General features: G+C 68.9%; 19 protein-coding genes. 7 read left to right on the plus strand and 12 right to left on the minus strand.

Features of this window, described 5'->3' with window-relative positions; translation table 11 throughout:
• Window positions 1–3: 3 nt before the first annotated feature.
• The 3 genes from ABFX36_RS07640 to ABFX36_RS07650 all read right to left on the minus strand — a co-directional run bounded on the left by ABFX36_RS07640 (window position 4) and on the right by ABFX36_RS07650 (window position 3,283).
• Window positions 4–1,215, minus strand: coding sequence for a carbohydrate ABC transporter permease (locus ABFX36_RS07640; RefSeq protein WP_346075756.1), 1,212 nt, complete (start codon window positions 1,213–1,215; stop codon window positions 4–6).
• A complete protein-coding gene (locus ABFX36_RS07645; RefSeq protein WP_051999639.1) occupies window positions 1,212–2,669 on the minus strand; it encodes an extracellular solute-binding protein in 1,458 nt (485 codons plus the stop codon). Before ABFX36_RS07645 ends, ABFX36_RS07640 begins: the two co-directional genes overlap by 4 nt.
• Before the next feature lie 137 nt (window positions 2,670–2,806).
• A complete protein-coding gene (locus tag ABFX36_RS07650; RefSeq protein ID WP_039867440.1) occupies window positions 2,807–3,283 on the minus strand; it encodes a YflT domain-containing protein in 477 nt (158 codons plus the stop codon).
• A 37-nt stretch (window positions 3,284–3,320) separates the two neighbouring features.
• On the opposite strand from ABFX36_RS07650, the gene ABFX36_RS07655 reads away from it, so the two are divergent.
• The 4 genes from ABFX36_RS07655 (at window position 3,321) to ABFX36_RS07670 (ending at window position 7,550) form a co-directional block, all read left to right on the plus strand.
• On the plus strand, window positions 3,321–4,601 hold the full coding sequence (locus ABFX36_RS07655; protein WP_006896446.1) for a magnesium transporter MgtE N-terminal domain-containing protein: 1,281 nt from the start codon (window positions 3,321–3,323) through the stop codon (window positions 4,599–4,601).
• Window positions 4,598–5,107: a DUF1003 domain-containing protein gene (locus tag ABFX36_RS07660; RefSeq protein WP_006896447.1), complete on the plus strand. Its 510-nt coding sequence runs from the start codon at window positions 4,598–4,600 to the stop codon at window positions 5,105–5,107. The genes ABFX36_RS07655 and ABFX36_RS07660 overlap by 4 nt, the downstream gene beginning before the upstream one ends.
• A 118-nt stretch (window positions 5,108–5,225) precedes the next feature.
• The gene (locus ABFX36_RS07665; protein ID WP_222111040.1) at window positions 5,226–6,365 is read left to right on the plus strand and encodes a lytic transglycosylase domain-containing protein; all 1,140 of its coding nucleotides are present in this window, start codon (window positions 5,226–5,228) and stop codon (window positions 6,363–6,365) included.
• A 42-nt stretch (window positions 6,366–6,407) separates the two neighbouring features.
• A complete protein-coding gene (locus ABFX36_RS07670; RefSeq protein WP_006896449.1) occupies window positions 6,408–7,550 on the plus strand; it encodes an Mrp/NBP35 family ATP-binding protein in 1,143 nt (380 codons plus the stop codon).
• A gap of 24 nt (window positions 7,551–7,574) precedes the next feature.
• Here ABFX36_RS07670 and tatB read toward each other — a convergent pair whose 3' ends face one another.
• From tatB to sigE, 4 genes are all read right to left on the minus strand, one after another.
• Window positions 7,575–8,003: a Sec-independent protein translocase protein TatB gene (tatB, locus tag ABFX36_RS07675; protein WP_062367549.1), complete on the minus strand. Its 429-nt coding sequence runs from the start codon at window positions 8,001–8,003 to the stop codon at window positions 7,575–7,577.
• A 41-nt stretch (window positions 8,004–8,044) separates the two neighbouring features.
• Complete coding sequence (locus ABFX36_RS07680) at window positions 8,045–9,502, minus strand: S1C family serine protease (protein ID WP_082781301.1); 1,458 nt, start codon at window positions 9,500–9,502, stop codon at window positions 8,045–8,047.
• A gap of 3 nt (window positions 9,503–9,505) precedes the next feature.
• Window positions 9,506–9,883 carry a zf-HC2 domain-containing protein gene (locus ABFX36_RS07685; RefSeq protein ID WP_346075761.1) on the minus strand — a complete coding sequence of 126 codons (378 nt, stop codon included), beginning with the start codon at window positions 9,881–9,883 and terminating at the stop codon, window positions 9,506–9,508.
• A 79-nt stretch (window positions 9,884–9,962) separates the two neighbouring features.
• Entirely contained in the window at window positions 9,963–10,586 is a 624-nt protein-coding gene (gene sigE / locus ABFX36_RS07690; RefSeq protein WP_006896453.1) for an RNA polymerase sigma factor SigE, read from the minus strand.
• A 220-nt stretch (window positions 10,587–10,806) separates the two neighbouring features.
• Between sigE and ABFX36_RS07695 the strand changes: the two genes are divergently transcribed.
• A complete protein-coding gene (locus ABFX36_RS07695; protein ID WP_006896454.1) occupies window positions 10,807–11,448 on the plus strand; it encodes an O-methyltransferase in 642 nt (213 codons plus the stop codon).
• Between the two features lie 24 nt (window positions 11,449–11,472).
• On the opposite strand, the gene manB is transcribed toward ABFX36_RS07695, so the two are convergent.
• The 3 genes from manB to rfbD are packed head-to-tail and all read right to left on the minus strand — an operon-like array spanning window position 11,473 to window position 14,384.
• On the minus strand, window positions 11,473–12,546 hold the full coding sequence (gene manB / locus ABFX36_RS07700; RefSeq protein ID WP_006896455.1) for a mannose-1-phosphate guanylyltransferase: 1,074 nt from the start codon (window positions 12,544–12,546) through the stop codon (window positions 11,473–11,475).
• 38 nt (window positions 12,547–12,584) lie between these two features.
• The gene (locus ABFX36_RS07705) at window positions 12,585–13,466 is read right to left on the minus strand and encodes a glycosyltransferase family 2 protein (RefSeq protein WP_006896456.1); all 882 of its coding nucleotides are present in this window, start codon (window positions 13,464–13,466) and stop codon (window positions 12,585–12,587) included.
• A 9-nt stretch (window positions 13,467–13,475) separates the two neighbouring features.
• Window positions 13,476–14,384 (minus strand): dTDP-4-dehydrorhamnose reductase, encoded by a 909-nt coding sequence (rfbD, locus tag ABFX36_RS07710; protein ID WP_062367548.1) that lies wholly within the window; start codon window positions 14,382–14,384, stop codon window positions 13,476–13,478.
• Between the two features lie 168 nt (window positions 14,385–14,552).
• Between rfbD and ABFX36_RS07715 the strand changes: the two genes are divergently transcribed.
• Complete coding sequence (locus ABFX36_RS07715; RefSeq protein WP_346075766.1) at window positions 14,553–16,313, plus strand: LCP family protein; 1,761 nt, start codon at window positions 14,553–14,555, stop codon at window positions 16,311–16,313.
• A 44-nt stretch (window positions 16,314–16,357) separates the two neighbouring features.
• Window positions 16,358–17,053, plus strand: a complete 696-nt coding sequence (locus ABFX36_RS07720) for a TIGR03089 family protein (protein WP_006896459.1) — start codon at window positions 16,358–16,360, stop codon at window positions 17,051–17,053.
• Window positions 17,054–17,140: 87 nt separating this feature from the next.
• Here ABFX36_RS07720 and ABFX36_RS07725 read toward each other — a convergent pair whose 3' ends face one another.
• Window positions 17,141–18,310, minus strand: a complete 1,170-nt coding sequence (locus ABFX36_RS07725; RefSeq protein ID WP_006896460.1) for an acyl-CoA dehydrogenase — start codon at window positions 18,308–18,310, stop codon at window positions 17,141–17,143.
• 68 nt (window positions 18,311–18,378) lie between these two features.
• Window positions 18,379–19,086, minus strand: a complete 708-nt coding sequence (locus tag ABFX36_RS07730) for a TetR/AcrR family transcriptional regulator (protein WP_006896461.1) — start codon at window positions 19,084–19,086, stop codon at window positions 18,379–18,381.
• Window positions 19,087–19,126: the final 40 nt, after the last annotated feature.

Here is a 19,126-nt window from a genome sequence, read left to right on the forward strand (position 1 = left end):
TGGTCACCTCCCCTCGTCGTCGGAGCCGGGGGCGGCGGTGCCGAACCCCTTGATGAACACGAAAGCGATGATGGCGACGCACAGGAAGATCAGGATGCTGATCGCCGAGCCGACACCGAGATTGAAGGCCTTGAAGAGGTTGTCGTAGCCGAGCATCGACACCGACCCTGTGCCGTTGGAGCCGGCCGTCAGGACGTAGATGTTGTCGAAGATGCGGAACGCGTCCAGCGTGCGGAAGAGCAGCGCGACGAGGATCGCCGGCTTCATCAGCGGCAGGATGATGCGGAAGAGCCGGGTCCACGCGCCCGCGCCGTCGAGTTGGGCGGCCTTGAGGAGGTCGTCCGGCACCAACGCCAGCCCGGCGAGCAGCAACAGCGCCATGAACGGCGTCGTCTTCCACACCTCGGCCAGGATGATGATGAACAGCGACGGCCACTGCTGGGTGAGCGGCGCGGAGCCGTCCGGGAGCAGGTTGGCCAGGTAGCCGGTGCCCGGCGTCCACGCGTAGTACCAGGAGAACGCCGCGGCGACCGTCACGATGCCGTACGGGATGAGGACCACGGTGCGGACCACGCCCCGGCCGAACAGGGTCCGGTGCATGACGAGGGCGATCGCCATGCCCAGCACCAGTTCGATCAGCACCGACACCAGGGTGATGAACACGGTCACGCCCAGCGCCGACCACCAGTAGCCGTCCGAGAGGACGGTGCCGTAGTTCGACAGGCCGATGAACTTCTGCTCGTCCGGCGCGGTCAGCGTCGCCTTGTTGAGCGAGAGCCAGAAGGCGTAGACGATCGGGTAACCGGTCACCAGCGCCATGACGATCGCCGCGGGTGCGATGAGCCAGTACGCCAGACGTCGCTCCGACGACTTGCGTCCAGTCGCCTTCGGCGCCAGGGGCGCCGGCTGCGCCGGAGTGGGACCGGTGTCGAGGATCTCAGACATCGAACCTCCGTTCATTCCAGGCCCGGCGGGAGTCGCTCCGGCGGCAGCCGCGGCCATCGCGGTCTCGGGCACGGCCTGCGGCATCGGTGGGGGCGGCGGTGGCGGGGCGGGTTCACCGGGTCGGGGTGCGGCGGCCTCCGGCGGCACCCATACGTCGGAGTGCACCGGCTCGGCGCCGTCGCGGGAGTGCTGACCGTGCCCGTCCCCCGAGACGCCGTCCCCGTCACGGGGTTCCGGCGACCGCTGGTCGTCGTGCTTGTCGTCGCTCACGGGATGATCCCCTCGCCGTCGATGGCCTTCTGGACCTGCTCGGTGAGCTTGTCGACCATCTGTGCGGGATCCCAGGCGCCCACCGGCGCGAGGGTGGCGGTCACGAGCGTCGAGATCGCCTGATACTGCGGCGACGCCGGCCGCGGCGCCGAGTGCTCGGATTCGAGCTGGGTGCGGATCACGTCGCCCATCGGATACGCGAGCTTGAAGTCCTTATCGTCGTAGATCGACGCGATGGTCGGCGGCGTTCCACCCGATATCGCGTACACCTTCTGCGCCTTCTCGCTGGTCATGCACTTCGCCGCCTCGAAGGCGAGCTCCGGCTGCCGGGAAGTGGATGCGACGGCCACGTTCAGCCCGCCGGGCGTCGACTTCGCGGTCTTGCCGGGGAAGACACCCGGGTAGAGCGCGAAGTCGAAGTGCTTACGCATCTTGGCGTTGATCGGAGCGAGCTGCGCGTCTGTCGGCGGATTGTCCTCGTCGGTGAGCAGAGTCTTGTACGGCGAGAGAACGTCCTGGAGGAAGGCGACGTCGCCGGTCGCACCGTTGGTGCGCGCCGAAGCCCACACGAACGGCCAGTTGATCTCGAACGCCGCCTTGCCCGTCTCCATCCCGAGCCGGGCGGTGCCCTCGTCGGACTGGGTGATCGACGGGTCGTGCCCCGGCGCCGTGGCCACCGCCTTCATCACCTCGAGCGCCTTCAGCGTCGCCGCCCGGTGCTCCGGGGTGTCGCTGAGGGTCACCTTGGACGCGTCGTTCGGATCGAGCACCGAACCACCGGCGCTGGCGAGCAGCGAGTTGAACCAGACCATCAGGCCCTCGTACTGCTTGGCCTGGACCATGATCCAGCTCGGTCCGCCGGCCTTCTTGATGGCCTGCGTATCGCTGAGCATCTCATCCCAGGTCGCCGGCGCCCGCCGGCTGCCGAGCGTGTCCTTCATCAGGTCGGGCCGGTACCAGAGCAACTGGGTGTTGGTCCAGATCGGCATCGCGTACATGCGTTTGGCCGCGTCGTCGGGCCGCTGCCACATCGCTGTGGCCACCGGGCCGCCGAGATTGGTCTTCTCGATCTCGGCCGCGGTGTCGTCCGGGACCGGCACGAGCCAGCCGGCGTTCGCGAACTCCGCGGTCCACACGACGTCCATGCCCATCAGATCCAGGGTGTGGTCGTTTCCGGCCAGCCGCCTGGCCAACTGCAGTCGCTGATCGTCGGCGCTCTTGGGCAGGACGTTGGCCTGCAGCTTGTAGCGCCCGCCCGACTCCTCGGTACAGGTCTGCGCGAACTGCTTGATGTAATCGAAGCCGTCGGCCGGCGCATAGATGTTCAGAACACCCTGCTCGTAGCCCGTGGAGCAACCGGCCAGCATCGGCGCGGCGACCGCCGCCGCCACCGCCACTGCCGACAGCCGCCTGGCCAGAGATCGTCCCCTCGGCGCGGATCTACCCTTGCTCATCTCGCTGCCAGCCTCCTGCCTGTCGGCCTCGTCTAAGAATCAGCTGTGAAAGCTGATGCGGGCCTTAGGTTATCCCACGACAGGTGACATAGCGCACACGATGGCACATCGGCGCGCCCGAGACGGCGGAGGAGCGGTCAGAGAGCCAGTTTGGCGAGCATGTCGCGCGCCTGTTCCGCGGTGCGCGGATCGCACAGCACGTCGTACCGTCCGGCGACCAGTTGCATGGTGGAGGTGAAGTCACGCTGGCCGCGGGTGGCCGCGTACGGGATGGCGGCGCTGATCAGCCCGAACACCATGCCGGCGAGCACGCCGAAGAGGATCGGCGTCCACGACGTCCCGACCACCAGTGAGACGAGTGCGCCGAAGAACAGGCCCAGCCAGGCGCCGGACCCGATGCCTCCCGCGATCACCTTGCCCCAGGTGAGTCGTCCGAGGACTTTCTCGACCTGCATCAGGTCGACGCCGACGATCGTCAGATTGTCGACCTGGAATTCGTTGTCGGACAAGTAGTCCACCGCGCGCTGGGCCTGCGCGTAGGTGTCGTAGGACCCTACCGGCCAGCCCTTCGGCGGCGTCGGCAATCCCGGCATCGGTCGCATTGGGTTCGTCACTTCGGCTCCTGAGCTCGGCTCACTTTAGGCTTGACGTATGACGCCCGCCCTCAAGGTCTTCGTCGCCAGACTAGTCGGCCTCGCCGTTCTCGGCCCTGATGGTGAATCAATCGGTCGGGTCCGGGACGTCGTGATCTCCATGCACATGCCGGGCAAACAGCCGCGCGCGCTCGGGCTCGCCGTCGAACTCACCACGCGCAGACGCATTTTCGTGCCGATGCTGCGTGTGACGAGCATCGAGCCCGACGCCGTCACCCTGACCACCGGACACGTGAATCTGCGACGCTTGCGGGTGCGCCCGAACGAGGCGTTGGCGGTGGGTCAGATCCTCGACACCCGGGTCCGCACCGACGATCCGGACTACCCCGAACTGCACGATGTGGACCTGACGGTGGTGGATCTGGCGATCGAGCAGAACCGCAGCCGCGACTGGATGGTCAGCCGCGTGGCGCTGCGCACCACCCGCAAGGGCCTGCGCAGGCGCGGCGAGACGATCGTCGTGCAGTGGCGCCACGTCCGCGGCATGAACCGTCTGGAACTCTCTCGCCCGGGACAGGGCGTGGAGATGGCCCTGGCGCAGTTCGAGGACATGCGTGCGCCCGACGTCGCCAACGCGCTTCGCGAACTGCCGGTGAAGCGGCGCGACGAGATCGCCGCGGCGCTCGACAACGAGCGTCTCGCGGACGTGCTGCAGGAGATGCCCACCGACGATCAGACCGCGATTCTCGGCAGCATGGAGCCCGACCGCGCCGCCGACGTCCTCGAAGCGATGGACCCCGACGACGTCGCCGACCTGATGGGTGAACTGCCCCAGGCCGAGGCCGAGGCGTTCCTGTCCCGGATGGACCCGGAGGACTCCGAATCCGTCCGGCGGCTGCTGCTGCACTCCCCCGACACCGCCGGCGGCGTCATGACGCCGGAACCCCTGATCGTCACCGCGAACGCGACGGTGTCCGAGGCGCTGGCCCGGGTGCGCGACCCGGACGTGAACTCGGCGGCCGCGAGCATGGTCTTCGTCGTCCGCCCGCCGACCAACACCCCCACCGGGAAGTTCCTCGGCGCGGTGCACACGCAGGCACTGCTCCGAGAGCCGCCGGCCAATCTGGTGGGCGGCATCCTCGACAAGGAGATGCCGCGACTGCTCCCCGACGACTCGCTGGAGAAGATGACCCGGTTCTTCGCCACCTACAATCTGGTCTGCGCACCGGTGATCGACGAAGCCGATCACCTCCTCGGCGCCGTCGTCGTCGACGACCTCCTCGATGCCCTGCTCCCGCGCGACTGGCGCGAGACCGACCCCGAAGGGACCGCTCCATGAGTCCTTCCGGACGCCATCTCGACACTCCGAGCCCTCGTCGCAGCCGGTTCAACGTCAATCTCGACTCCGACGTGGTGGGCGTGTACTCCGAGCGGATCGCCCGCTTCCTCGGCACCGGCCGGTACCTGCTGATCCAGACCGTGATCGTGGTGATCTGGGTGCTTCTCAACGTGGGCCTGTTCGCCTTCGAATGGGATCCGTACCCGTTCATCCTCCTCAATCTGGCCTTCTCCACTCAGGCCGCGTACGCCGCGCCGCTGATCCTGCTGGCACAGAACCGCCAGGAGAACCGGGACCGTGTCTCGCTCGAGGAGGACCGCGCCCGCGCCGCCCAGACCAAGGACGACACCGAGTTCCTGGCCCGTGAACTCGCCGCCGTGCGGCTCGCGGTCGGCGATACCGTCACCCGCGACTATCTGCGCCGCGAACTCGACGATCTGGTCGACGAACTGGTGGAACGGATTTCGGCACGCGCGGGCAAGGGTGAAGAACCGGATCCGACATGACCGGAGGAAACGCTGCATGTATGCTGGCTCACAGTCGTCGGGGGGATGATCGCAGACTCCCCCTGATTCGACGTGAACGACACGCCGAATGCAGTGAGAGTCGATGAGGACCAATGGGATGACTTTCTGGCGCAGCCGCCCGAACCGGATTCACGTGCCGCGCCGCGGCCTGGCGGTCGGGACCACCGCCGCCGCACTCGGCGCGCTGGTGCTCGGCGGAACGGTGTCGAGTGTCGCGGCCGATCCGGTGTCCTCGGTCCAACCGGGACCCTCGATCGATCTCGCGGGTGCCCAGAGCGCGGTGGCCGCCCGCGCGGTCGCGGAGACCGTGCCCTCCGGCAGCAGCCAACTCGTCGGATTCGCTCCCCCGGCCGACCCCACGGCCGCCGGCGGCGGCGACCCGCAGTTCCGGCTCGCCGCCGACCTTCCCGCAGGTCCCCTCGGCATTCCCGGGATGGTCCTCAAGGCGTACAAGCTCGCCGCCACCCGGGTGGCCGCCGAGTCGCCGCAGTGCAAGCTGCCCTGGTTCCTTCTCGCCGGCATCGGACGCATCGAGTCCGGCCACGCGGGCAACGGGAACGTCGACGCGTACGGCAACACCCTGACCAAGATCCGCGGCCCGGTACTCGACGGCTCGCTCGCCGGAAACGCCGTCATCCACGACTCCGACGGCGGCAGGCTCGACGGCGACGGCGGGCACGACCGCGCGATGGGTCCGATGCAGTTCATCCCGAGCACGTGGGCGGCCTGGGGCGCCGACGCCAACGGCGACGGCAAGGCCGACCCGGACAACATCTTCGACGCCACCTATTCGGCCGGACGCTACCTGTGCGCCGGTTTCACCGACATCATGGCCGGCCAGAACAAGGTGAACGCGGTCCTGCGCTACAACCACTCGATGGCCTATGTGAACAACGTGCTCGCATGGGCGGCCGCGTACTCGACCGGCGTGATGCCGACCACACCCATCCCGGAGATGTCGGCGACTCCGGACGACAAGGACAAAGACAAGAAGGACAAGGACCGCGACAAGAAGAACGGGGACCGCGACAAGAAGCCCGGCGAGTCCACCCGGCCGTCCACCCCGAAATCGTCCACGCCGCCGAGTAAGCCGTCACCGAGCAAGCCTCCGCAGGCCTGCCTCGGCATCATCTGCCTGCCGCCCGGCATCGGTCCGGCCCCGGCGCCCGCCCCCAAGCCCTCGCCCAAGAAGCCGGCGCCGGCTCCCGCCGGCCCGGCGAAGACCGCCGACCGCTGAGGCGAGAAGCCGAGTCCGTCTCGGCAGCGATATGGTTGAGGTGTGACCACCCCCGCCACACCCACTGAGTCCGCCGTCCGTTCCGCACTGAGCAAAGTGATGGACCCGGAGATCGGCAAGCCGATCACCGACCTCGGCATGGTCAAGTCCGTCGCGGTCGCCGCCGACGGCAGTGTCGACGTCGGGGTGTACCTGACCACGGCGGGCTGCCCGATGCGCACCAAGATCTCCGACAACGTCGAGACGGCCGTCGCCGATGTGCCCGGTGTGGGCGCCGTGCGCGTCGAACTGGACGTGATGGACGACGAACAGCGCACCGAACTCCGCAAGAAGCTGCGCGGCGACCGTGCCGAGCCGGAGATCCCGTTCGCCAAGCCGGGCAATCTCACCAGGGTGTACGCGATCGCCTCCGGCAAGGGCGGTGTGGGCAAGTCGAGTGTCACCGTGAACCTGGCGACCGCACTCGCCGACCGCGGTCTGTCCGTCGGCGTCCTGGACGCCGACATCTACGGTCACAGTGTTCCGCGCATGCTCGGCAGCGACGCGAAGCCCACCCAGGTGGAGTCGATGATCATGCCGCCGCAGAGTCACGGCGTGAAGTTCATCTCGATCGGCCAGTTCACCGACGGCAACACGCCGGTCACGTGGCGCGGCCCCATGCTCCACCGGGCGCTGCAGCAGTTCCTCGCCGACGTCTACTGGGGCGATCTGGACGTGCTGCTCCTGGATCTGCCGCCGGGCACGGGCGACGTCGCGATCTCGATCGCCCAGCTCATTCCGGGTGCGGAGATCCTGGTGGTGACCACCCCGCAGCAGGCCGCCGCAGAGGTCGCCGAACGCGCGGGCGCGATCGCCCTGCAGACTCGGCAGAAGATCCTCGGCGTGGTCGAGAACATGTCCTGGATGCAGCTCCCGGACGGCACGCGGATAGAGCCCTTCGGCTCGGGCGGCGGCCAGTTGGTGGCGCAGCGGCTCACCCGTGCCGTGGGATCTCCCGTAGAACTGCTCGGGCAGGTCCCGCTGGAACAGGAACTCCGCGAAGGCGGCGACGTGGGCACTCCCGTGGTGCTCTCGGCACCCGAATCCGCCTCCGGCTCGGCGCTGCGCGCCATCGCCGACAAGCTGGCCGTCCGCCGGCGCGGGCTCGCCGGCATGAGCCTCGGAATCGACACCACCCGGCACTGACCCGCCGGGACCCGACCGGTCCGGCTAGGTCGCGTCCCAGTCGGTCACGTCGTACTTGCGGGCAGGAGGTGCGGGCGGCTGCGGCGATTCGCGCGACACCTGCCGCTCCCCATCCGGCTTCGCCAGCGGCCGACTCACGTCGAGGGTCTCACGCACCGACTTGCCCAGATCGTCGATCGTCGACGAGTCACCGTCGAAGATGTGCTTGGTGACGATGCTCTTCGGGCTCATCTGGCGGAGTTCGTTGAGCTGAGTGAGCGGCTCACGGAGCTGATCGAAATCGGGCCCGAGTTCGTCACGCAGCTGCGAACTCGCCCCCGTCGCATAGTCGCGCACCTTGCGTACCGCGCCCATCGCCCAGCTGACCGCGCCCGGCAGACGTTCGGGGCCGAGGATGATGAGCGCTGCGGCCAACAGAATGAGGAGTTCACCCCAACCGACACTGCTGAACATGATTCCTCGCCGCTCTCTGGACTGGTCCGACGCTTCCGGCGCTAATCGCTGACCGGGGTGAGCTCGCCGTCGAAGTATCGACCGTCGCGCCAATACGTGAACTTCACCTGCTCACCGATTTTCGACGTCCGCACCGCGACGGTCAACTCGTCCGCGCTCTCGATCGGGCGCCCGTTGAACTTGGTGATCACGTCGCCCTCGCGCAGACCGGCCTGGGCCGCCGGACTGCCCCCGGCGACGTCCTTGATCTGCGCACCGAAGATGCGGTCGTTTCGAACGGTGGCGGCGGTGATGCCGACCGACGGGTGCTTCACCTTTCCGTCCGCGATCAGGGTGTTCGCGATCGGGATGACCTCGTTGATCGGAATCGCGAAGCCGAGACCGATGGACCCGCCGCCGGTCATCGCGCCGGCCGTGTTGACGCCGATCACCTGGCCGTCGTCGTTGAGCAGGGGCCCGCCCGAGTTGCCCGGGTTGATGGCCGCATCGGTCTGGATGGCGTTGATCACAGCGTCGGTATCGGAGTCGGCGTCCGGCCTCAGCGGCACCGGCCGATCGAGTGCGCTGATGATGCCGCTGGTGACCGTCTTGTCCAGCCCGAGCGGCGAACCGAAGGCGATCACCTCCTGACCGATCTGAAGGTCGGCGGAGTCGCCGAGCTTGGAGACCGTCAGATTCGCGACGTCGTCCACTTTGATGACGGCCAGATCGGTCTTCACGTCACGTCCGACGAGCCGCGCGGGCACGCGCTGACGATCGGAGAAGACGACTTCGAGCTTGGCTTTGGAGTCATTGGCGGCCTTGGAGATCACGTGGTTGTTCGTGACGATGTACCCGGCCTTGTCGACGATGAATCCCGAACCCGAGCCGCCGTCGACCGCGGTGCGGACCTCGATGGTGACCACCGATCGCTGAACGGCCTTGGCGACCCGCTCCACATCGGTGCCGCCGGTCGCGGAGTCGGGGCTGTCGCCCTCGAGGTGAACGGTGTCGGCGTGCAGCGGCGTGACGACCTCTGCGGTCCATCGTCCGACGAGCCCGCCGAAGAGTCCGACGAGCAGTGCGAGCAGTCCGAGAGTCGCCAGAGCCCACCAGTGCACCCGGCCGCCGAACAGCAGCTCGCGTATCCCCAGTAGCGGCCCCTTCTCCCTCGGCGACGACTCCGGGTCGACGCCGACAGCCGGTGCGGACAGGTGCGCGGCGCTGTCGGGATCACGCCACGGATCCGGTTCCGGCACGTCGTCCGTGGCGGGCTGGGCGTACGGGTCGCGCTGCAGCGTCTGGGTCTCGCCCTCCGGCCGGCCGAAGGCCTCCGCGAGGACCGGATCGGGCGGTGCGATCGTGGGCTGCGGGCGCTCCGCCGGTGATGCCTCGGGAGCGAACGAGCCGTCGACACCCTCCGGCCTGCCGAAGGTGGCGGCGAGGTCGGACGCCGGTTCGTTCGCGGGCAGCACCGGATCGGTCGGCCGGTCGTCGGACGAAGCAGAGCTGTCGGTCACGAGTCAGCGGCCCCAGCGGTTGGTGCGTCGATCCCTGCGGAAGTCGATCTCCTGAGTCGGGATCTGGCTGAGCTGCGCGCGGAGCGAGTCGGGCACGCTGAGGTCGGTCTGGCAGGTCTGCAGCATCGCCCGCGCACGCGCCTGTGCGGCGACCTCGCGCGAGCAGTCGGGGCAGAGCGCCAGATGAGCGTCGGCACGCGCCGACGCCTGACGGGTGAGTTCGTCGTCGACGTAGGCGACGACCGCCTCGGGATTCAGATGCTCGGTGGACGCGAATACGGTCGGGCGCCGGTATTCGGGGTTCGGTGCGATCGACGTCGGAAACGGCGACCACCGACTCCCGCGTGAACGTCCTGTCTGGCCCAGACCCACCGGCGTCACCCCTCTCCTCAGATGCACTCGAACTCGATTCAGAGCCACGGTCCAGCGTAGCCGACAGAACCGGAGAGGGTCGCGGAGGTCACTCTGCGGCCGCGACCGAGCGGCTGTCGGTGTGGCCGCGAGCCGCCAGGTACTGGCGGATGCCCTGGCGTCCGCGGTGGATCCGGCTGCGAACGGTGCCCATCTTGACCCCGAGCGTGGCGCCGACCTCCTCGTACGAGAGTCCCTCGATGTCGCAGAGGACCACGGCGGCGCGGAACTCCGGCGCCAGCGAGTCGAGGGCCGCCTGCAGATCGGGATCGAGGTTGGCGTCGGCGAAGGCCTGCTGCGGGTCCGGGGTGTCGGTGGGGATACGGTCGTAGTCCTGCTCCAGCGCCTCCATGCGGATCTTGGCGCGGCGTCGGACCATGTCGAGGAACAGGTTCGTGGTGATGCGGTGCAGCCAGCCCTCGAAGGTGCCGGGCTTGTAGTTGGTCAGCGACCGGAACACCCGGATGAAGGTCTCCTGGGTGAGGTCCTCGGCGTCGTGCTGATTTCCGGAGAGGCGGTACGCCAGCCGGTACACCCGGTCCGCGTGCTCTGACACCAACTCGTCCCACGAGGGCATCAGATCTCGATCGCCGGTCGCGTCGAAGCCCGCGGTTCCGCGGAACGCTCCGGTGGTGGTGTCGGGGTCTGCTTTGCCGATCATCGGGACGGTCATCGTGTAGGTGCCAGTTCCTTTCCTCGCTCCGGGCCTGTCAGGGCTATTCTCCCCGATCAACGCGCCCGGCGCGATCGATATTCCGGACCATTGCGCTCTACCCTGTCGCACCTGAATGTGGTGCCCCTATAACTGTCCTGAGGGTTTGATAAGGAAGACCGGGCCCGCAGACGGCGTGCCCGCAACCGCAGGTCAACGACCGTATGGCACCCTCGATGTCATGAGTGACACAGCGGCCGCGGCCGCAAGCCTGAGCGAGTACGCCGAAGCCGCGATCATCGAGGACGAGGCCCTGATCGAAGCCCGCATGCGCGCCGAGGAGCTCGGCGCCACGGCGATCTCCCCCGCCACCGGAGCGCTGCTGTCGCTGCTGGCCCGGGTCGCCGGGTCGACGCACGTGGTCGAGATCGGCACCGGAGTCGGCGTCAGCGGGCTCTGGCTGCTGGCGGGCATGCCCGAGAACGGCGTCCTGACCACGATCGATCCCGAGCCCGAGCATCACCGGGCCGCCCGCGAGACCTTCGCCGACGCGCACATCGGTCCCGGCCGCACCCGGCTCATCAACGGCGCGCCGACCGACGTGCTCACCCGGCTCGCCGACGAGACATACGATCTCGTCTTCGTCGACGGAGCACCGCTGAGCTATCCCCTGTTCGTCACCGAGGCGATCCGCATTCTCCGGCCGGGCGGACTGGTCGTCGTGAACAACGCCTCGGCCGACGGCACGATCGCCGACCGTGAGGCCGACGATCCGCGGACCCTGGCCGCGCGCGAGGCGGCGTCGATCATCGCCGAGGACGACCGGCTGCTGCCCGCTGTGATTCCGGTGGGAACGGGTCTGCTCGCTGCCGCCAAGGCCTGAGCGGCCGGCCGATCGCGCTCGGGATCACACGTCGGTCGAGAACCGGATTCCGCTCTCGGGGATCTGCACTCCCGGCCATACGCGCGCGCCGCGCAGCAGCTCGCATCGGGCACCGACCTGTGCACCGTCGCCGATGACGGTGTCGCGCACCAGCGCATGCGCGCCGACGGTGGCGCCGAACCCGACGATGCTGCGCTCGACCACCGCTCCTGCCTCCACCGACGCGCCGTCGAAGATCACCGCGCCGTCCAGCCGTGCCCCCGACCCGACCCGCGCGCCGCGGCCGACGACGGTGCCGCCGATCAGCACGGCGTCGGACGCCACGTCGGCGCCGTCGAGCGAGAGCGACTCCCCGCAGGGCTTCGCCAGCGCGGGCGACGGCGCGATGCCGCGGACCAGGTCCGCCGAACCGCGGACGAAGTCCTCGGGAGTCCCCATGTCGCGCCAGTAGGCGTCGTCGACGTGCGCCTGAATGTGCCGTCCCTGCGCGAGCAGCGACGGGAACACCTCGCGCTCCACCGACACCGGCCGACCGGCCGGGATCTCGCCGATCACCTTGCGGTCGAAGACGTAGGTGCCCGCGTTGATCTGATTGGTCGGCGGATCCTGAGTCTTCTCCAGGAACGCCGTGACCCGCCCGTCGGCGTCGGTCGGCACGCAGCCGAAGGCGCGCGGATCACCGACCCGGACCAGGTGCAGGGTCACTTCGGCACCCGAGCGCTCGTGCGTCGACAGCACGTCGCGGATGTCGGTGCCGCCGAGGACGTCGCCGTTGAACACGAGCACCGTGTCGGCGGTCAGCTCGTCGTAGACGTTGCGGATGCCGCCGCCGGTGCCCAGCGGTTCGCTCTCCGTGACGTAGGTCAGATTCAGGCCCAGATCGGAACCGTCGCCGTAGTGGTCGGAGAAGACGTGCGCCTGGTAGGAGGTGCCGAGGACCACGTCGGTGATCCCCGCCTCCCGGATCCGCGACAGCAGGTGAGTCAGAAACGGGGTCCCCGCAGTCGGGAGCATCGGCTTGGGCGCCGACAGGGTCAGCGGCCGCAGCCGCGTGCCCTTTCCTCCGACGAGGATCAGTGCCTGAACTGATGAGGTCACAGAGTTTCCTTCCTTGTCCACACTCGTGTCGCGGCTGTTCACGCGGGCCCTCCCGTACGGCGCTGTTCACGCAGGGCCGCGGCGACAGCGATCTTCGATCGCACCGCCAGCCCGGCCCGCAACGCCAGGCGGATCGGCGCGCGCAACGGGCCGGGATTCCGGTCGGCGGTGAAACGATAGGCGCTCGCATGATGAGCCGGAATCATCTTCTCCGGATGTCTGCTGACCGAATGGCTCTTCGCGTGCATCACCGACACCGACGGCACGAAGACGTTGAGCCACCCCGACCGGCCCAGCCGGTCGCCGAGGTCGACGTCCTCCATGAACATGAAGTAGCGCGAGTCGAAGCCGCCGATGGCGTCGAAGGCCGCGCGCCGCAGGAGCAGACACGAGCCCGAGAGCCAGCCGACCGGCCGTTCGGTGAGGTCGGCGTCGTCGTTGCGGTACGCAGCCGTCCAGGGGTTCGACTTCCAGACCGTGCCGAGCACCGCGTGGCCGGTGCCCGAGATCAGATCGGGGACGCGGCGCGCGGACGGGTACACGGTGCCGTCGGGCTCGGTGATCAGCGGCCCCAGACTCGCGGCCCGCGGCCAGCGGCGCGCCGCCTCGAGCAGTCCGTCGATCGCGCCCTCCGACCATTCGACGTCGGGGTTGGCCACCACCACGAACTCGATGTCCTCGTCTATCTGCGCGACTCCCCGGTTCACGGCGCCGCCGTAGCCGATGTTTCCGCCGGTGTGCACCAGGGTGACGTTGTCGTGGTCGGCCGCCGCCTGTTCCGGTGCGCCGTCGGTGGACCCGTTGTCGGCGATGATCACTTCGGGCGTCTCACGCGATGCGCGCGTCAGCGTGCGAAGGAAGTTGTGGAGGTAGTCGCCCGAGGAATAGGTCACGGTCACGACGGCGAAGCTGGCAGTCACGCGCTCAGACTAACCGAGCGTCCGGGTGCGGACCGCGATCGCATCGTGCAGGGCGAGCGTCCAGTTCCGCAGCGGTGTGAGACCCGCGGCAGCCCAACTCGCGCCGGAGAGCACCGAGTACGCGGGCCGCGGCGCGGGGCGCGGGAACTCCGCGGTGGTGCACGCCTGGACCCGGGCCGGGTCGGCACCGAGCTCGACGAACACGGCGCGGGCCAGATCGCACCAACTGGCCGTTCCGGCGTTGGTGGCGTGCAGAGTCGCGCCGTCGCGCAGATTCGGCCCGTCGCACCGTTCGGCGAGTTCCCACAGGCCGGCCGCGAGATCGCGCGCGTAGGTGGGCGATCCCACCTGATCGTCTACCACCCGCAGAGTATCGCGCTCGGCCTCCAGTCGGGCCATCGTCGCGACGAAGTCGCTGTCCGCGGACCCGCCGGTGAACACCCACGCGGTGCGCACGACGATCGTCCGCGGATCGGCCTCGCGCGCGGCGCGTTCGCCGGCGAGCTTGGTGGCGCCGTACACCGTCGGCGGCTCACCGGAGACGTCACCGGGTTCGAAGGGTCGCGGTGCGTCGCCGGAGCCCGCGTCGTCGCGGGCGAAGACGTAGTCGGTGGACAGATGGATGAGTCGCGCCCCCGACGCGCCGGTGACGGCCGCCAGATGGGCCGGACCGAGTGCGTTCACCGCGTGCGCCGCCTCGCGGTCGGTCTCGGCGGCGTCCACGGCGGTGTACGCCGCGGTGTTGATCACCACATCGCCGCGCGCAAGGCCACCGAACGCGTCGCGAACCGATCGCTCGTCGCGCACATCGACATCGGACGAGGTCAGCATGACCGCTTCCCGGCCGCCGCGCGTCGACGCGAGCGCCGATCCCACCTGGCCGGAGGCGCCGACGATGTACACCCGATTCGAACCCATGAGTGACCATCCTGGTGCATCCGGACCTCCGCCGGGAGCTCACGGTCGCGGGCAGTGCTGCAGATCACCGGGCCCGGCACCGGCTGCGCCTCCCCGGCAACGGCTCTCCCGATCAGTATTCTTGCGGAAGACCAGCAGCCGAGACGACCGGAAGGGACATCGCGACAGGTGGAGTCACGACGCGACGGCTCGGCAGAGCCCGAGGACACCGACGCCGACGCCGTTTCCGGCGGCCGTGCCGGGGAGCCCTCGACGCGGCGGTCCGTGCCGACGCGCACGGGTGCGGGCACCCGGTCCCGCCGGACCTCCGAGGAGATCCACACGCGGCCCCGCCGACGCCCCCGCAGCACCGACCCCCGCAGCAAGACGGACCGGGGCGCGCGCCACGGCGCCCGGACACGCACGCGGCCCTCCGGTCCACCGCCGGGCAGCTTCCGCGCCGCCCTCAAACTCTGGACGACCCGCCCGATCGCCGGGATCGCACCGAAGAACATCGGCCGGGCACTGATCGCCCTCGTCACCGTGATGACACTGGTCGTCACGGGGCTGGGCTGGGCGAAAGTGCGCAGCCTCAACGGGGCCGTCACGCTGCTGGGAGACCTCGGCCTCGGCGGCGGTGACGACGGCGCCATCGACATCCTCCTCGTCGGCACCGACTCCCGAGTGGATGCGAAGGGCAACCCGCTCTCGGAGCAGGAGCTCAAATGGCTGCGGGTGGGCGGCGACGTCAGCACCAGCACCGACACCATCGTCCTGGTGCGCATCCCGACCGACGGGTCCAAGGCCACCGCCATCTCGATCCCCCGCGATGCGTACGTCGACGTCCCCGGGATCGGCATGAGCAAGATCAACGCCGCCTACGGCGCCACCAAGGAGGGCGTCCGCGAGCGCGAGGTGGAGCAGGGCACCAGCGAGGAGCAGGCGGAGAAGGACGGGACCAAGGCCGGGCGCAAGGCCCTGATCGATTCCGTCGCGAATCTGACCGGCATCACCGTCGACCACTACGCGGAGGTGGGACTGCTGGGATTCGCGCTGCTCACCGATGCCGTCGGCGGAGTGGACGTGTGTCTCAAGAATGCGGTCGACGAGCCCTTCTCGGGCGCCAAGTTCCGCGCCGGCCGGCAGACGCTGAACGGTCCGAAGGCGCTCAGCTTCGTCCGGCAGCGCCACGATCTTCCTCGCGGCGACTTGGACCGGATCACGCGACAGCAGGTGTACATGGCTTCGCTGGCGCAGAAGATCCTCTCGACGCAGACACTGACCAACGCGGGCAAACTCCAGGAGTTGCAGGATGCCGTGTCGCGCTCGGTGATGATCGACGACGGCTGGGACGTCCTCTCGTTCGCAGAGAATCTGAAGGACCTCACCGGCGGCAACGTGAAGTTCACGACGATCCCGATCGAAGACGATCAGGCCTGGAGCGATGACGGGACGCAGAGCGTGTTGAAGGTCGACCCGCAGGCGGTCCACGCCTTCGTCGACCGGCAGCTCGGCCGCACATCGAAGGCCGGATCGGAGAATCCCCGCTCGGACTACACCGTCGACGTGGTGAACGCGGGCACCGTGGACGGTCTGGCGTCCAACGTGATGCGGCTGCTGAGCGGCCTCGGCTACCAGCAGGGCGCCACGTCGAGCAAACCGATGAACGAATTCGATTCGCTGATCTTCGCCGATTCGAAGGACAACGAGGGCGCCAAGCAACTGGTGAAGGACCTCAAGGCGGGCCCCATCGAGATCCGCGAGGACTCGTCGCTCCCCGAGGACAAGCTCCGGCTGGTGCTGACGAACACCTACAACTACGGTCTCGGTGCGGTCTCCGACACCGGCGGCGACAGCGGTTCGGACTCGGGGTCGTCGGCGGCGCCGTCGTCCAAGCGCCCGTCCCCGGTCATCAAGGCCGACGGCGACGGACCGGTCTGCGTCAACTAGCTCCGGCGGTCGCCGGAGCCGGACACGATAAGCGAGGACACTCGATGAGCCACGACACCGTCACGGGCGCGATCTTCGCGGCCGTGCCCGACCATGCGCGGCCGATGCTGACCTACTACAACGAGTCGACCGGCGAGCGCACCGAGCTCTCCGGTGCGACGCTGGGCAACTGGGCCGCCAAGATCGCGAACTACCTGCGGGACGGGCTGGGCCTGGCGCCCGGCGACCGCGTGCGGGTGGATCTGCCGGAACACTGGCAGACCGCGGCCGTTCTGCTCGGTGCGTGGTGGGCGGGCGTCGCCGTCGATCTGAGCGACGACGCGGCCGACGACCGCGCGACCTTCACCTCGCGGGAGCGGGTCGACGAGCACGACACCGACGAGGTGATCGCGGTTCCCCTGGATCCGTTCGCCATGGGTGTGCGCGACCTCCCGGTCGGCGTCGAGGACTTCGGCGAGTCGGTGCGCGCGCACGGTGACCAGTTCGTCCCGGCGGGTTCCGGGCGGGACGCCGTCGACGAGGTGACGGTGGCGCAGGTGCTCTCGGCCGCCGACGGCGGGCTCGATCCGGCCGACCGACTGCTCAGCACCCGCGGATGGCGCACTGTGACCGACGTCGTCGCGAACCTCGCCGCTCCGCTGTTGTCCGGGGCGTCTCTCGTCGTCGTCGCGGGGGGCGTCGAGGACTCCCGTCTGCGGGCGATCGCCGAGACCGAGAAGGCGACCGTCGTCCGGACCTGACCGAGACGAATGCGCGGGCCGACCGCCACCCGCTGACCTCTCGGTCGGGACGGCGGCCGGCCCGCCCATTCGACGGTCCGGCCGGGTTCAGCCGCGCAGCAGCGCGCGGCTCATGACGACGCGCTGGATCTGGTTGGTGCCCTCGTAGATCTGGGTGATCTTGGCATCGCGCATCATGCGCTCGACCGGGAAGTCGGTGGTGTATCCCGCACCGCCGAAGAGCTGAACGGCGTCGGTCGTGACCTCCATCGCGACATCCGACGCCAGGCACTTGGACGCCGAGCTGATGAAGCCGAGGTTGCCCTCGCCGCGCTCGGCACGAGCGGCGGCGGTGTAGACCATCAGGCGCGCGGCCTCCACCTTCATCGCCATGTCGGCGAGCATGAACTCGACGCCCTGGAACTGGCTGATGGTCTTGCCGAACTGCTTGCGGTCCTTGACGTACGCGATGGCCGCGTCGAGGGCGCCCTGCGCCACGCCGACGGCCTGCGCGCCGATGGTGGGACGGGTGTGATCCAGGGTGGCCAGAGCGGTCTTGAAGCCGGTGCCCTCGTCGCCGATGATCCGGTCGGAGGGGATGGTGCAGTTCTCGAAGTACAGCTCCGCGGTGGGGCTGCCCTTGATTCCGAGCTTGTGCTCCAGCGGGCCCACCGTGAAGCCGGGGTCGTCCTTGTGGACCATGAACGCGGAGATGCCGTTGGCGCCCTTCTCCGGGTCGGTGACCGCCATGACGGTGTACCAGGTGGACTTGCCGCCGTTGGTGATCCAGCACTTGGAGCCGTTGAGCACCCAGCTGTCGCCGTCCTTGCGGGCGCGCGTCTTCATCGAGGCGGCGTCCGATCCGGCCTCGCGCTCCGACAGTGCGTACGACGCCATGGCCTCACCCGAGGCGATCGACGGCAGCACCTTGGCCTTGAGCTCGTCCGAGCCCGACAGGATCAGGCCCATGGTGCCGAGCTTGTTGACCGCGGGGATCAGCGACGCCGAGACGTCCACGCGCGCAACCTCTTCGATCACGATGCAGGCCGCGACCGAGTCCGCACCCTGCCCGTCGAACTGCTCGGGAACGTGCACCGCGTTGAAGCCGCTGGCCACGAGTGCGGCGCGCGCCTCCTCCGGGAAGCGAGCCTTCTCGTCGACGTCCTTGGCGTGCGGTGCGATCTCCTTCTCGGCGAGCGCGCGGATGGCCTCGCGCAGCGCCTGGTGCTCCTCCGGGAGCTGGAAGAGGTCGAAATCGGGGTTCCCGAACTTGCCCATCGTTTCTCCTTAAACCGGCGCTACGAGCCCTGTCACTCAGTGCCGTGATCGTCTTCTCGATAAGTGCATCACGGCACTGGGTGCCGCGTCAATCGCCTCCGCACCGCCTCCGCGACCTCATCGGGCGTGGTCCCGGCCGGAAAGCTGACCACCGCGACCTCGGGAGCGGAGGCCGACGACGGATCGGCGTACTCACCGACCACGCCGTAGATCGCGAGCAACTCCCGCCGCAGGGTCTCGGCGGTGGCGTTCTCGTCGCCGCGGACCATCGACCGCAACAGATAGTTGTGGGCGCCGGTCACGGCGGCGGCGAAGGCCACGATCCGCACCCGCGGCACATCCGGCAGAGCGCGGCGGAGGAACTCCTCGAACTTGCGCTGATAGCGGTAGGTGGTGACCAGCTCCCGGTCGCGCAAGGCAGGCACCCGCGCCACCACCTGATAGCGCCGGACCGCGAGATCGCGGAGCGTCGCGAAGTGCGCGAAGACGAGCTCGGCCGCGGCACACACCGCCCACCAGGGATCGGTGCCCGCCTCTTCCTCGCCTCGAAGCAAGTCGGTGACCTGTTCGAGCAGGGACTCATGGTCGGCGAAGATGAGGTCCTCTTTGGACCGGAACTGCCGGAACAGGGTCCGGCGCGACACGCCGGCGGCGGCGGCGACCTCGTCGACCGGTGTGGCTTCGTAGCCGCGTTCGGAGAACAGGCGGATCGATTCCGCCACCACGTGCGCGGCGAACTCCGCGGGATCGGTGTGCACCTGGTCGGTCGTCGCCATGCCGACATTATCGCGCAGATCCCCTCGCCTCATGCCTCGG

The organism is Gordonia cholesterolivorans, from assembly GCF_039531975.1.
GTDB lineage: Bacteria > Actinomycetota > Actinomycetes > Mycobacteriales > Mycobacteriaceae > Gordonia > Gordonia sihwensis.

What these genes read in the sequence shown, in the direction of transcription:
- ABFX36_RS07725 (WP_006896460.1), bottom strand. Translation starts at nt 18,310, where the DNA reads ATGGGCAAGTTCGGGAACCCCGATTTCGACCTCTTCCAGCTCCCGGAG.
- ABFX36_RS07720 (WP_006896459.1), top strand. Translation starts at nt 16,358, where the DNA reads ATGAGCCACGACACCGTCACGGGCGCGATCTTCGCGGCCGTGCCCGAC.
- ABFX36_RS07665 (WP_222111040.1), top strand. Translation starts at nt 5,226, where the DNA reads ATGACTTTCTGGCGCAGCCGCCCGAACCGGATTCACGTGCCGCGCCGC.
- ABFX36_RS07730 (WP_006896461.1), bottom strand. Translation starts at nt 19,086, where the DNA reads ATGGCGACGACCGACCAGGTGCACACCGATCCCGCGGAGTTCGCCGCG.
- ABFX36_RS07645 (WP_051999639.1), bottom strand. Translation starts at nt 2,669, where the DNA reads ATGAGCAAGGGTAGATCCGCGCCGAGGGGACGATCTCTGGCCAGGCGG.
- ABFX36_RS07660 (WP_006896447.1), top strand. Translation starts at nt 4,598, where the DNA reads ATGAGTCCTTCCGGACGCCATCTCGACACTCCGAGCCCTCGTCGCAGC.
- ABFX36_RS07655 (WP_006896446.1), top strand. Translation starts at nt 3,321, where the DNA reads ATGACGCCCGCCCTCAAGGTCTTCGTCGCCAGACTAGTCGGCCTCGCC.
- sigE (WP_006896453.1), bottom strand. Translation starts at nt 10,586, where the DNA reads ATGACCGTCCCGATGATCGGCAAAGCAGACCCCGACACCACCACCGGA.
- ABFX36_RS07695 (WP_006896454.1), top strand. Translation starts at nt 10,807, where the DNA reads ATGAGTGACACAGCGGCCGCGGCCGCAAGCCTGAGCGAGTACGCCGAA.
- rfbD (WP_062367548.1), bottom strand. Translation starts at nt 14,384, where the DNA reads ATGGGTTCGAATCGGGTGTACATCGTCGGCGCCTCCGGCCAGGTGGGA.
- tatB (WP_062367549.1), bottom strand. Translation starts at nt 8,003, where the DNA reads ATGTTCAGCAGTGTCGGTTGGGGTGAACTCCTCATTCTGTTGGCCGCA.